The following is a 13,898-nucleotide window of genomic DNA, read 5'->3' as shown; positions in this document are numbered from 1 at the left end:
ATATCCCGGCGCACGGATAATATCTCTTAGATGCGTCATTCCCTGAGCATCCCAAAGTTGAATAGTTCATGCATTTTACCCCAGGTCTCAGGATACCGTCCTGAATGCTTCGATTAAGCATGCCCGACGGTGGTAGTATTTTTATAGGGTAATTTAGCTGATTTAATCATAATCCTTATTTTACTAAAAGATAACTTCCATACCTTATATCCTGACCTAATCCCTTTATGCGTTACGTCAATCCCCACGGCATAAGTCATCGCATTTGCCCAGCGTTGCGGGCTTAATAACGGATTGCACTCGTTATCCGGCAGATAAGAGATTAAATAATCTATGGCCTCGCCAGCTGCCCAGCCGCCGACTAAATAAGCCATCGGCTTGGACTGTACCGCTATCAACGGGAACTGCCCTTCGGGGTCGATATAGCTTAAGGGATTATTGAGAGCGTAGACGTAACTATTTAATCCGCCGCTAAGCCCTAAGGGATCGGGTTGTAGGTATCGTCCGGTGACTGGGTCGTAATAGCGCGAACCGTTATAATAGAGCCCGGTTTCGGCATACTGGCCTAGCCATAATTAGTATATAAAGGATAAAAGATTAATATCATCAATCCTCTGTGAAAAAATACGCGTCAAAGCTACATTCTAGATTCAAATCACTCATCCGTTTCATTTGCGATGGCCATAACACTGGCCCACCGTACCCTCTTTTCGCTCTCCAAGTGCAATAAATACACATAGTTAAGTCTGGATTTTCTTGTAACTCTTTTAACTCTTTACTTCTTGGCTCAATTTTATCCAAGAGCCAATCTATGTGATCGCGTATATCCCTAGATTCCATAAAATCATTTGAAGATAATTCCCATATAGAACACTTAACCTTCCGAATCATACCTCTAACATTAGTAAATTCATCGCCAAAAACCAAGCATAAAGTTGGTTTTTGATCCAGTAATTTAGTTATTTCATCTGGATGAATATCTGCGGGGTAAATTAAAAGAATTGCGTAACATTCGTAACAACTACTATAATTTTTATTCACCGGTGTTCTATAGGTTTCTGTATATTTCATTATAAGAAATCCTCGATACTCCCCATATTAAAACCATTATCATCAATATACTCTCCATTATCTTTTATTTCCCCAAGGCTCTCGGGAGTCAAGCCTTTCTCTTCTTTAAATAATAACAGCGCTTTTACCCAATCTTCCATTTCCATTTATCTCTACCTCAATAATCTAGATTTTAAATTAAATACAACTAAAAAATATTTTAATAAATTTGAATTTAAATTTAAAAAATCAATCACGTAGAAATGCAAAAGTTTAATCTTCAAAGAATAATAAGTCTAAGCCAAACTCCATGTTTAAATCACTCATTCTTTTCATTTGCTCTGGCCATAAAACTGGGCCACCATGACCTACCAGCGAGTGCCAAACACAACTTATAGCCATTATCGCTTCATTTCCACACTGTAGTTTTTCTATGACATTACATGAGGGTTCAATTTTATTTAGTAACCAGTCTAAATGATCGCGCAGATCCTTAGAAAAAACGATATTCTCTGTTGAAAGGAACCAACCAGATTTTTCTATTTCTCTTGTTCTACCTTGGCTGTTAGTGATTTTTTCACCGAGAACATTTTGTCGGGTCGGAGTAATACCCAATATTTCGCTAATAACTTCTGGATGAAGTAGTCTGGGATAGATTACAAGCGTCGCATAACACTCCTTACAACTAGGATAATCGCTTGAAATTTCAGTTCTCCGCCCTTTTAAACTGCTCAATGTAAGTAGTCCTCAATGTTATCAATAATATTTCCCTGGATCCCAATATAATCACCATTGTCCAGTATACGACCATGGTCATCATTTCTGAGATTATTCCTTCTTTTAAGCGATTCTAAAGCTCTTCCCCACTCTCTTCTATTTATATTTCTTCCGAAATATTTGTTTAGCTCATTAGCCGTACGTTGTTCAATCGTTCTTCCTCCTGTTTGTAAAACTACAGGTTTCCTACCTTTTGCTCCAACACTCTTTGGAACGGGTATAAGTAATTCATCCCACTTAGTCCATCCATATTTTGATGGTCTTTTCCCCCACCCCTTCCATACTTTATAGCCTGACCAAATCCCTTTTGCCGTAGCGCCGGCTGAGATGGCATAATTAATTCCCCGCGCCCAGTTTCTTGGGCTTAACCACGGATCACAATCGTTATCGGGAAGATAAGAGATCAAATGATCTACAGCCATCCCTATAGCCAAGCTGCCGATTGTTCGAGCTATCGGCCCAGCCAATGCTAGGATCGGGAACTGCCCCTCAGGGTCGATATAACTTAAGGGGTTATTAAGGGCATAGGTATAGCTGTTTAGGCCGCCGCTAAGCCCTAAGGGATCGGGTTGTAGGTATCGTCCGGTGAGTGGGTCATAATAGCGCGAACCATTATAGTAAAGCCCGGTTTCGGCATCGGCATATTGCCCAGCGTAGCGCAAATTCACCGTTATCTTACTCTCAGCGCTAGGGATGACAGCGGCAAAGGGATCGCGGGTTCCCTGCCATACTCTATTCCCCTGATCATCGAGGGCGATCAGTGGCGTACCGGTGTTATCGGTGTGTAGCCAAGCAATCTTCGCGGTGTTAAGGGTGGCCTTCGGCCCAAGATCGGCCTGCCATAGCGGTTTGCTGCCGTAAACCGTATCCGGCTCCCAGCCCCATGCCTGTTGCATCTGGCCATGGCCGTCAAGTTGGGCTAAAAGCCCCTCTGGACTGTAGACAAACCATTGTTGAGCACCACCGACCCACTTACCGATCCGCCGACCAAACGCATCATAGTGATATTCAGCAAGAACTTGGTGATTACGGCTGACGGTGACTAATTGATTGGCCGCATTGTATTGATAGGTCGTTGTGGCTTGGGGGCGAGTTTCTTCTAACAGTTCCCCCGTTACGCCCCAACGATAGGTGACTTCGGTGGGACCGCTGCCCCGTTTGACTAGCTGCTGTTTATCGTTATAGCGCCACGCGCCTGACTCGTCGCTGAGGACGGTACGATTTCCCTGTGCATCGTAGTCATAGCGCTGCACCGCACCCCGCGCATGGCGCATCGAGGTCAGCCTGTCCTCGGCATCGTATTGGTAGCGGGTTGCCTGGTCATTACGAATTTGCTGGGTAATATTCCCGGCATCGTCGTACCGATACTGCTGGCGCTCGACGACCTGATTATTAACGCTTAGCGTAATTATCTGCGGTCGCATCAGCGCATCGAAGCTTAGCGCCTGTTCGCTGCCCGGCCGCTGGATTGCGGTCGGCTGGTACCACTGCCATACCTTGCGGCGTTCGTGCTGGCCATTAGGTAAAATCACCTCGGCCAATCGGTCGTTTTGCCAGCGAAACGCCAGTACGCTGTTATCCGGATAGGTTAACGACTGGCGCCGCCCATCTGCTGTATATCGGTACTGTAATTGGGTGCGCACTGCATGGTGTTCATTACCATAATGCAGGGTTTCAGTGAGGAGTTGTCCGCGTGCATCGTAGGTAAAAACGTAGTGGCTTTCGGTCTTACCGCGTTGTTTAACCTCTATCAAGTTACCCGCTGCATCGTAGCCATAATCAATCGTCTGTTCTGGCTTAACCTGATGCGGCGCAAAATAGTGCGCGGCAATTAATTGTCCCGCAGCGTCGTAACGATAGGTGATTCGATTACCCAGCTTATCTTGTTGCGCAGTGAGCTGTCCGGCGAGGTCGTACTGATACTGATAATGGTTCCCTGAAGGTCGGCTTTCTGTTAGCAGATCACCGAAAGCATCATGCTCGAAGGTAAACTGCTGCCCCGCTGGCGTCGTAACGTTAGCCAGCTCGCCGTGAGGCTGATAACGATAACGGGTCTCAGCACCCAGATGGTCGATATAGCGGGTCAGCGCCCCAAGGGCGTTGTATTCGTGTATCGCTTTACGCCCTGCGGTATCCTCAATAATCCCCGGTAAGTCTTGCGCGGTATAATGAATACGCTGCACCAAGCGGGGCAATAGGGTGATGCTTGAAGGTAGCCCGCTTGCGGTATAGTGGTACTGCTCTTGATTGACCGGGCTGGTGTAGCGGATTAAACGTCCTTGATCAGGGCTGCCTGCACCATATTCAAAGGTATGGGTATCACCGCTCGGTTCGGTGAGTCGACTCAGTTGCCCGTTAAGAGTGAAGTCTTGAGTCGTTTCGTTACCTTGCGGCGAGACGCTCTTAACCAGTCTCTCGAGCGCATCGAACTCGTAACGCCATGCCTGATTCTTTTCGTCGGTCAGCTGCAGACGGTAACCTTGCGGTGAGCGCTGCCAAAGGTAGGTCGATTGATGCCCTAAGGGATCGACGATAGCGGTGACTCGACTGAGCGCGTCATAGTGATAGCGGGTATGTTGTTGTAACGGATCGGTGGCCTGTAGCAGCTGCCCACCAGCACTGTAACGATAGAGCCAACGCTGGCCCAGTGGATCGATCATGGCGGTGACCCGCCCCTCGACGTTGTAGTCGAACTGGTATTGACGCTTACCTTGTTGGGTTAGGGTAAGTGGATTGCCTTGGCGATCATAGGTGATGACCGATTGGCGAAGCGAGTCTCCCTCCCCCTCCAGGATCCCGATTGGCTGACCGTAGGCGTCGTAACGCCAGGCGAGGCGATAGCGCTCTGGCGTGCCCGCCGCGAGGGTCATCGTGAGCAGATTACCCTGGTCATCGTAACTAAACTCGGTCGCAATCCCTGCGTTGTCTCGATAGCGATTCAGGCGACCATGACTCGGGTCATAAGTAAATGAAGCGGTTTTACCTTCTGGCGAGATAATCTGCTGAATACGTTGAGCGCTATCGTAACGCAGCCGTGTGATCTCTCCGCCTTCATCGGTGATCTCTTGCGTAAAATTATCCAGGCGAGCCAAACGGGTGATGACCTGACCGTTAAGCGTTACTTCAGTTAAGCGCCCTTGGCGGTCGAAATCCTGGCGTTCAACGGCACCGTCCGGTCCCATTTTCTCGACTCGCCAGCCGCCGTTAGCCTGTAACGCATGGCGCTGCCAAGTGGTGATCGCACCGGATTTATCGATAACTTTGCTGATGTGTGCGCGCGAGGATAATATCCGCTTACTTGGCGATAAGGATTCAATCTTTCCGGTGGTTTCCTGACCGCTGAGCATCGCCGTTCTTGGCGCAATAGCCCTATTGTCATAGTGCAGCGTCATCACACCGCCATCGGGATCGATACGCTTGCTGAGCTGGCCGTTGTCGTCGTATTGGTAACGCCAAAGGTGCCCTTCGACATCCGTAACACTGCGCAGTTGGTTGCCCTGCCACTGATAGCCGACGGTGCGACCCGTCAGATCACTGACCGCGACTAACTGTTCTTGCTCATCGTACTGAAAGCGATAAATAACCTGACCATGATTATCTTGAACGGCTATCCGCCGGCCGCTATCATCGAATTGGAACGTAGCCAAGGTCAGGTGTTTATTACCATACTGAGTGATACGACCAGCGGTATCGTAGTCAATCCAGTTGCCTTGGCGATCTTGCCATTGCCAACCTTTCTCACTGCGACGCAGGGTCGAGCTTCCTGCACCGTACTGCTTAGCTTGCGGATCTAAGCGATAGACGGTGCCTGCACGGATGATCTGTAGCGGTTGTTGGTCATGACCACGCCCCTGAATGCGTAGTGCTGCCCAACTTGGATTGATGATCCATTGGCTGTTTACCCAAGCCCGCGTCAGTACCAGCTCTCCGCCCAAGATTTTAACGCTTAGGTCGACCGTAGCTTCTTGGTACTCGGTGTTGGGTAGGGTGACTTGCGCCGCTACCCGTGAAGCGAACCCTTGTAAGATCGGGCTATTGGCACTCACCCCGGGCGTGAATATCATCCCCCACAACAGGATAAGTGTGCGGAATATGCTGCGAGCGAGGGTAATTCTAAAATTTGTTAACATGTATGCATCCTTGCATTCGCCGTGGGCGTAAGAGCCGTTCGAGGATTACCTATCCCCAGCCATCTTTCCTTGTGGGTGACAACAGGTAGAGTCACAGTCCGCTGCGCACCCCGAAGTCAAAATAGTGCTACCAGCAGGTAACCAGCCGAGATAATTTCCCCCACCTGCCCCAAATAGCTCCCGAGCACCCAGGTGGCAATCTGTTCCGGTTAGGGCATAAAACAGTGCATGGCTTTGTTGCGCCACCGTTTGGCCGCTTGCGCAGAGACTCTGCCACCCCACTGCCACTGGTGCCTGATAGCCGGCGCAGGATGCGCTGCCCAATGTCTGGCTTCGTGGTAGCGGCTGAGTTCTAAAGAGCTGGAGCGGTCGAGCGATAACCTGATAATCCAAGGTGAGTTGCTCACCGGGTGACAGCGTCTTGGGTAGCGTCTGCGTAAAGTGGTAGCTGAAGCGAGCATCAGAGGTTGGCAGTTTTATCTGAATATTCTCGGCCGCTATCAGGCCGTGATTGGAAAGGGTAAGCTGGCCACGTTGTTCTGAACCGGGGGCTAATCCCGCTAAGTTTATGGCCGCGGGACTGATAATAACCACCGGGGCCGGTACATCGGTGCGAAAGGTCGTGTTTAGCTCGATATCATAACGATCCTTTATCGTCGTCGGTTTCACCTCAAAATCCACCGTGATCGTTTGGTAATCGAGGAAAACAGACTGTTGGTTCTCCCCGGGTGCCACGACTATTCTGCCCTGACGGCTTTGATGCCGATCGGCACTGATCCGCCAAAGGTAAGTGCCCGGCGGTAGCCCCTTAACGGTGGCCTCTCCCTGTTCGTTACTCGTTAGTGTCCATATTTGACTTAGCACGGCCTCATTTTGTAAGACGATCGCTGCCCCATTGATACCGGAGATAACTTTCCCACCTTCATCCCGCGTGGCGGTATAGATGTCGCTAAGATGAAAGGATAATTGCGACTGCCCTTGCTGACTTATCGCCAGCTGAACGGGGAGGGAGATCTCGACTTGTTGCTCGCCCTTGACCAGTACGCGAAATCGATAATCGCCCTCATTAACGGACATCGGGGGTTGCGCCGTTAACTCCACTAACCGACTTTGCCCTTGGGCTAGAGCGCCCAGAGCGGTCGGCGATGAGAAAAAAATCCAGTCGGGTGCCGGTTGCCCCTGTTCATCCACTAAAGCCAACCCTAGCTGCTCGGCAGGTCGACTGCCGAGGTTTGTTAACTGCAGGGTCTCGGTATGAAGGCTACCCCTCTTTAGCCCGATTGCTAGGCGTTGGGGTGTAAAGCCTAATTGGGCTTTATCCGGCACCCGCTGCCAGTTGATTCGTAGTTGGCCACGAGAGTGGCTTGCAGATAACGGACTTAGTGCCGTGAGGGTAACCTGCCCTCGACGCCCTGCCGAGGGCAAAATCGTCAGTTCGGTAGTCAGCGCAGCCTGCTTGCCCGCCGCGATATCGATGGCTGACGTTTTGCCTAAGCTCACCCCGCTAGGTAATCGCTCACTCGGTTGATCTTCAGCCCGCAGCACCCAACGTAACCCTTTAACCGCTGTCGCAGCGGTCACTTCACTGGTGATAACCAACGGTTCGCTATCACTGACCGTCACGTCTTGCTCTATTGAACTTAGTAATAGGGGTTCAACACGAAATGCTTTTCCTGGCTGAAAGCGGACCGCCTTATCATCGGGATGCGTGACCGCTACCTGCCACTCTCCGTAATCACTGAACTTAGGGACAAATGAAGTGTGAAAATTCCCTACGGCATCACTGGTTAGAGGAAACGAACGTGTCTGCTCGTTACGACGAAGATGCAAAATTAAGGGCTGCTGTTTGGCGGGTAGCTTGCCATCTACCGTCCTTGCCCTTCCTTCTATAGTGATCGACTGACCGGATTGCCAGGCGACTGATGGTGATAGGCCAGTGATCTCTGCGAAGTAGGATGGCCTATTGTTCGGTATGACTTTGGTTAACTGTACCGCTTTGGTCAGTGTTGTGGTGCGGTTATCACGATTGGTTATCACCGCTGTGAGCGAGTGCTGGCCTTGTCGGTAGGTGGTGGTCGACCAGGTTGTTCGCCACGGGGCGGCTGACTGCCGTGCAAGCCATTGTTCATTGATAAAAAAGTCTACCGAGACAATCTGTTGCAGGTCATCGGTCTCTGTTTCAACTTCAATCGCAACCTGATCCCCCACTACTTCCTTCCCTTGAGGGAGAAGAAAATGCCCCGTCGGCGGGGCCGCGAGAGTCAGATCGATAAAGGAGAAGTCAGCCTGTTTATCGACGCGGTAGTCAAGCGTATCGCGTATCGGGGTAAAGAGTATGGCTTGCTGATCGTCCACCACGTACTCGTCGTGATAGCCAATCTGAATAAATTGTTGGTTCGGGCCTTGAATACCAATCGTTGCATCACGACCGACCGTCGCACTGCCCTGCGGATTACGGTATTGGTACTTAATGCTGTTCGACTGCTCATCCAGAATAACTTGGAAATCCCCGATAGGCCGAGCACCTAGTCCCGCATTGAAATGGCTCAACTGCACGATAAATTGACGGTGAGGGGCGACACCTTGCGTTTCATAATAGACTCCACCCTTAGGAATACCCTGAGAAGCCCGTAGGTAATCCCAAAAAACGTACAGTCCGCTATAGCGATAAGGAAGCGGATAATTATTGTATTCGTGCGCATACTGATTGGATTCTATACTTAAGACGCCGTAGCGGTTGATTACAACCCTATCTAAGGATTTTCCGTAATAGCTAAAATTAAAGCCGATTGGGATATTAGCGACAGCATTGTAGTTGCCAAATTCCACAGATTTCACGACAGAAAACGCCGGAGCTACCCCGAGTGCCCCGTATAACACCCACGCTACCGCCAAACGATGTAAGCAAACACCAATCGCCCTCGTCCTTCCTGCTACTCTATGCATAATGTTCTTCCTGAATATTACGATTTTGCGCTAGCCTTTGCGGGTTAGCTCCGCTAACTGCTGTTCAATCCATTGATTCATATCGAAGTTAAGAGGACTATTCGGTTGACGTTCGCTGACCACGATTAAACGCTGGGCAACATTATTGTTAAGATTATCGTCGAGACTCTGACTACCGACCTGAGCGAAGAAGTTGACGCTTTGCGGTCGAGCGCTAAGGCGCATAATGCCTTCTACCACCAGTACCCTTTGGCTAGTAGCCGCCATATCACCAATGTGCCATTCGCCCCTCTGCCAGCGGCTCGACTCCGCGGCAAGTACGCCCTGAGTGATCGACCAGCTTCGGCTTTTTTGCGGCGTGATACTGCGTGTCGGCCAAGGTAGGTGAACGCGCACATCTGTGGCGGGTTGTGAGGAGCGATTACTCACTACTAGCATGGCGACCCAAGGCTGATAGCTCTGTGCCATAATGGGAGGAAAGAGCCATTTCGCCTCAAGATCAGCTCGCCCAAGGTCTGGTTGATCCGCGGCCTGTTTGGCGAATAATAATTGCGTGACTTTTTCACCCGCTGATAACGCGATATCGCGAATCTCACCTGCCACGGCATGGCCGCTGGCGCTGCCTGGCGACGATTTTCCGTCGACAAAGCCGTTAAGATACCCGGTGTGAACGCGCCAAGTCCCTGAGAGTAATTTATCGAAACTAAACTGCCCAGCCCTATCGGTTTTCATCCGTTGTTGCCATTGCCGCCCCTGACTATCAATACCCTCCAATGTGATCGGTAGCTGCGCCACACCACGCTCCCCTTTATCCACCAATCCATTAGTATTTGTGTCGTAAAAAACTTTGCCGGTAAGACTGGCGCTGTTCGCTGGTGGTGGCGAAGAAAGTTGGATAATAATCTTCTCTTGGCCACCGGGGGCCAAGAAGAGGTTAATACTGTGCTGCCATTGCCGCTGTTCATTGCGCGTTTTTGATAACCAGACATTCGCCCTAGGTAAGATCTCGCCATCGCCACGATAAGCGGTAAATAACGCTTTTTTCCCCTTCCAAGGGTCAGTTATTTTTACGTAACGAAACTGGGAACTCGCGGGCAGAGAGAGGGTGAGATACTGGTCGTTACGCCGCGTTGTCGTGGCGAGCGATACATCGCTGACCGCTGCATCGCCCCCTTCCGACGCAAAGAGATGCAGTCCATCCCCTTTAATCACCAGAAAATCGAGAATATCGTCTCGCCCTGCGCGCGTATCCTGTACATCGTGCAACAGCGCCCAGTGACGGGTCTGCTTGATTAATGAGGTGAGCTCGCCGCCAAGTGCCTCACCATGGCGAATAGTGGCAATAAAATCAGTAAATTTTCCGGAGAGCTGGGAGGTCATCAACCAACGGCCGACACGAGCCTTATCGGGTTCGATATCACCCAAATTTAACTGCATACGCCGTTCAGCTGGCTGGGTGCCAACCTGGGTGGCTAAGAGTTTCCACTGCGTGAGGAGGTGCTGTTTATTTTCTCGAATAATCGGTTGCGCCGATTCAATGGTCGTCGCGACAGAAGGGCTGGCCCCAGTGTTTATTACCCGTACACCAAGCATAAAGGGAACGGGAGGCTCAATTTCGTCGGTGAAAGGGTCGTCTCCGTAGACCTCGTGAGGCAGGAAATAATCAACGCTCAGTTCGGGCAGGGGTTTCACGGTAATCATCACGGGCTTGACGTCGAGTTCTTCCCGACGATCACCTTGGGTATAGCTGACTTTCGCCGCTAGATGGTACTGAGTGTAGGTACGCAATGCCGCGCCGCGCGTTGGAATGATTTGCCAATGAAGCGTAGTGCTCTGCTGAGCGGTAACGGTGGAGGGTTCAGGCTTTGGTTCAAGTAACTGATAAAAGAAGCTCGCCTGACTCGATAAGCTGAGTGTTGAAGCCTGAACGGGCTGCAGTTGGCTGTCTAAGAACTGTAAATCGACCTTCACGTCGGTCAGGGGGAGTGGACTGGCATTATGTAAGGTCAGTCGGGCGTCAAACGCTTGGCGCTCGAAAGAAGCTTGTTGGCTTAAGCTGAACCTTATCTCTGCGCACTGGGCTTCTGTCGCCCGGGCAACGGAGCAGAAACTCATTAGAGAGATAACGACAATAGTGTAAAAAACAGGTAATAGGCGGGTGATTCGAGGTTCTACGGGCATCCTTGCGCTCCTGGGGTGTACATGACACCGATAATTTGTGCATTCCTTGCACAATGTTATCTATAAAGCATATTAAGCAGGCTAAGCACAGACACTATTAAAATCTTTTACCCCATTTGTGATCGCCATTATAAAAAAAAACCGCGAGTCGGTTAAGTTCCGATCGCGGTTCGCTTACTAAGCATCAGGTGAAGACGATTAGATTTCCAGTTCTTTTAGCGTTTCTGGAGGAAGCTCTAGTTCTTGATTGTGATTGACTCTTACATCATGAGAGATGATATGACGAGCAATATCTTGCGCTTCGCTGAGGGAGTGCATTTCGTAGGTCCCGCATTGGTATTCGTTCAACTCAGGAATTTTCTTTTGGTCCTGAACTTTCAATACGTCTTCCATCGCCGCTTTCCATGCCGTGGCCACGCGTTGCTCCGCTGGCGTACCGATTAGGCTCATATAGAAGCCTGTACGGCATCCCATAGGCGAAATGTCGATGATTTCCACACCGTCACCGTTTAAGTGGTTACGCATAAAGCCGGCAAAGAGGTGTTCTAAGGTATGGATACCGCGCTCAGGCATCACTTCTTTATTAGGAATACAGAAACGGAGGTCGAATACGGTGATGGTATCGCCATGTGGGGTATTCATGGTCTTGGCCACACGTACTGCAGGCGCAGCCATACGGGTGTGGTCTACTGTAAAGCTATCCAATAACGGCATATTTCACCTCGCTAAAAAAAATTTTCGATTTGATGAACTTTTTACATCACACGACGTCTTAATCTATGAAAGACGCGCATTTGTTATCATCATCCTGACAACTAAGATGTTATTCGGCCACAATGAAGTGGCCTTTTTCTTGTCTGCTATTCGCCTATCCCTTGCGAGAAGCAAGATATTCCTCAAACGAGAGCGTATCGCTCGCTTCAATATTCTGCTGCTCAATAATCGACTCAGCGGCCTTTTCGGCAAAAATATCGTCGTTCAGGATTTCCAAAGGTTCCTGTAGTAATGCTTGACGGTAATTCTCTGCCAAGGTTATCCCACTACCAATAAACCCTTCTTGCTTAATGATACTTAATATTTTACCTGAATAAGTCGTCTCAGGATCGGTAATCATGCCACGTAATGTCTGGCAAGTCGTCTGATAAGCCGTCTCTGTTCCCTGATCCAGAATCTTCGCAATCGAGGCTAATCCATCAAATAGGGCTAATCCAGCCTCTTGCAGCGAGAAGTCCTGCTGTCCACACTCTGCTTTTAGTGTGAGGCCTGGTTTACGCCCTTCTAAAATAACAGTGTTCCAATTGCCCTTAACAAAGCTAAGCTGAGCTTGATCCATCTCAGGTGAATCAATCAAGGCACACCAGATCAAGAATAGATCGAGAAAACGTACCTGCTCTTCGCTAATGCCGGTGGCAGAGAAAGGATTGATATCCAACGAACGCACTTCAATATACTCAATCCCCCCACGCTTTAATGCATCCGAAGGGGCTTCACCACGACGAATGACACGTTTAGGGCGGATAGGCGCGTAGAGTTCGTTCTCAATCTGTAAGACATTAGTATTCAGTTGAATACGACGCTGCTGATCATCGAACAATCCCATTTTCTCGTAAGATTCTGAAGGCGTGGCTATCGCTTTTTTAAGACCGGCCACGTATTCCTCTAAAGAGTTAAAAGAGATTTCTAATCCGCTTTGCGATTTATTGGTATACCCCAAGTCGCTAAGCCGTAGCGATGTTGCATAAGGGAACCAACGAGACCCTTGTCCATCGCTTTCCATGGTGTTCAATACAGGATTATCACCCAAAAAGCTTTCGCAAACCGCTGGCGAAGCGCCAAACAGGTAAGGGATTATCCAGCCGAAACGGTAGTAGTTACGAATAATGCGAAGATAGCCTTCAGAAGCGATCGCTTGTACTGGTCGAGTGTCATTGTTGGCAAGCGCTCTCGCTTCCCAGAAAGCAACGGGTAAGGAGAAATTATAATGAATACCGGAGATGACCTGCATCAACGAGCCGTAGCGGTGTTTAAGACCTTGGCGGTAGATGTGCTTCATTTTACCGAGATTTGAGGAGCCGTAATTGGCTAAGGCAATAGTTTCCGTATCAGTGATGGTGCCTGGAATACTAAATGGCCATAACCGCTCGTCGCCAATATTCTTCGCCACATGTCTATGCAAGTCACGCAAAAAGGTCAGTAGATGAGGGATATCGCGATCGACAGGTGTAACAAATTCCATTAATGATTCGGCAAAATCAGTAATTATCCAATCGTGGGTCAGTGCTGATCCAAGCGCTTTAGGATGGCCTTGTTCTGATAATGAGCCGTCAGCCCGAACACGCAGCGATTCCCGCTCAATGCCTCGTCCAATCCCGGTTAAGAGCTGTGGCTGTTGTTGTAGCCAGCGTAACGCGTTAGTAACGTCAGGTAACACTGACACCTCCCATGGTGAAAGTCTTTTTAATTCAATCATTAGTCAGACAATACTCTAGCCGATTGTCGGCAAGTTGTCGCGGACATGAGTAAACCTTAGATGCTATGGCAGTAAAAAGCTATCTTAGCGCAGAACAATTGAATTATTTAATAAAGATTATGCATTTAGGGAAGAAAAGCGAATGGTGCATCCGGGAGGATTCGAACCTCCGACCGCTCGGTTCGTAGCCGAGTACTCTATCCAGCTGAGCTACGGATGCAGAGTATGGGGGTAATGCGAGTTATAGCCTGGGGAACTACACGAGTAATGGTGCATCCGGGAGGATTCGAACCTCCGACCGCTCGGTTCGTAGCCGAGTACTCTATCCAGCTGAGCTACGGATG

General features: G+C 49.5%; 9 protein-coding genes, 1 tRNA gene and 1 pseudogene. All 11 read right to left on the bottom strand.

What is annotated here, in order from left to right; all coding sequences use genetic code 11:
- Window positions 1–113: 113 nt before the first annotated feature.
- The 11 genes and pseudogenes from HGT71_RS15865 to HGT71_RS12085 all read right to left on the bottom strand — a co-directional run bounded on the left by HGT71_RS15865 (window position 114) and on the right by HGT71_RS12085 (window position 13,774).
- Window positions 114–374 (bottom strand): hypothetical protein, encoded by a 261-nt coding sequence (locus HGT71_RS15865; protein WP_244986515.1) that lies wholly within the window; start codon window positions 372–374, stop codon window positions 114–116.
- 42 nt (window positions 375–416) lie between these two features.
- Window positions 417–545, bottom strand: a pseudogene (locus HGT71_RS15905) (RHS repeat-associated core domain-containing protein); the annotation flags it as partial.
- 61 nt (window positions 546–606) lie between these two features.
- Window positions 607–1,071 carry a DUF4279 domain-containing protein gene (locus tag HGT71_RS12125; RefSeq protein ID WP_214218042.1) on the bottom strand — a complete coding sequence of 155 codons (465 nt, stop codon included), beginning with the start codon at window positions 1,069–1,071 and terminating at the stop codon, window positions 607–609.
- Window positions 1,071–1,217 (bottom strand): hypothetical protein, encoded by a 147-nt coding sequence (locus HGT71_RS12120; RefSeq protein ID WP_214218041.1) that lies wholly within the window; start codon window positions 1,215–1,217, stop codon window positions 1,071–1,073. Before HGT71_RS12120 ends, HGT71_RS12125 begins: the two co-directional genes overlap by 1 nt.
- A gap of 106 nt (window positions 1,218–1,323) precedes the next feature.
- Window positions 1,324–1,785 carry a DUF4279 domain-containing protein gene (locus HGT71_RS12115; RefSeq protein ID WP_244986514.1) on the bottom strand — a complete coding sequence of 154 codons (462 nt, stop codon included), beginning with the start codon at window positions 1,783–1,785 and terminating at the stop codon, window positions 1,324–1,326.
- Window positions 1,782–5,957 carry an RHS repeat-associated core domain-containing protein gene (locus HGT71_RS12110; RefSeq protein WP_214218040.1) on the bottom strand — a complete coding sequence of 1,392 codons (4,176 nt, stop codon included), beginning with the start codon at window positions 5,955–5,957 and terminating at the stop codon, window positions 1,782–1,784. Before HGT71_RS12110 ends, HGT71_RS12115 begins: the two co-directional genes overlap by 4 nt.
- A 45-nt stretch (window positions 5,958–6,002) precedes the next feature.
- On the bottom strand, window positions 6,003–8,903 hold the full coding sequence (locus HGT71_RS12105) for an Ig-like domain-containing protein (protein WP_214218039.1): 2,901 nt from the start codon (window positions 8,901–8,903) through the stop codon (window positions 6,003–6,005).
- 30 nt (window positions 8,904–8,933) lie between these two features.
- A complete protein-coding gene (locus HGT71_RS12100; protein WP_214218038.1) occupies window positions 8,934–11,084 on the bottom strand; it encodes an SdrD B-like domain-containing protein in 2,151 nt (716 codons plus the stop codon).
- A gap of 198 nt (window positions 11,085–11,282) precedes the next feature.
- A complete protein-coding gene (luxS, locus tag HGT71_RS12095) occupies window positions 11,283–11,798 on the bottom strand; it encodes an S-ribosylhomocysteine lyase (RefSeq protein ID WP_092675735.1) in 516 nt (171 codons plus the stop codon).
- A 154-nt stretch (window positions 11,799–11,952) separates the two neighbouring features.
- Complete coding sequence (gene gshA, locus HGT71_RS12090; protein WP_214218037.1) at window positions 11,953–13,554, bottom strand: glutamate--cysteine ligase; 1,602 nt, start codon at window positions 13,552–13,554, stop codon at window positions 11,953–11,955.
- 143 nt (window positions 13,555–13,697) lie between these two features.
- Window positions 13,698–13,774 (bottom strand) — tRNA-Arg (locus HGT71_RS12085).
- Between the last annotated feature and the right edge of the window lie 124 nt (window positions 13,775–13,898).

Origin of the sequence: Rosenbergiella epipactidis (assembly GCF_018494055.1) — a bacterium.
GTDB lineage: Bacteria > Pseudomonadota > Gammaproteobacteria > Enterobacterales > Enterobacteriaceae > Rosenbergiella > Rosenbergiella epipactidis.
Note: the sequence above shows the minus strand (reverse complement) of the source record. Positions and strands in the feature narration are given on the sequence as shown.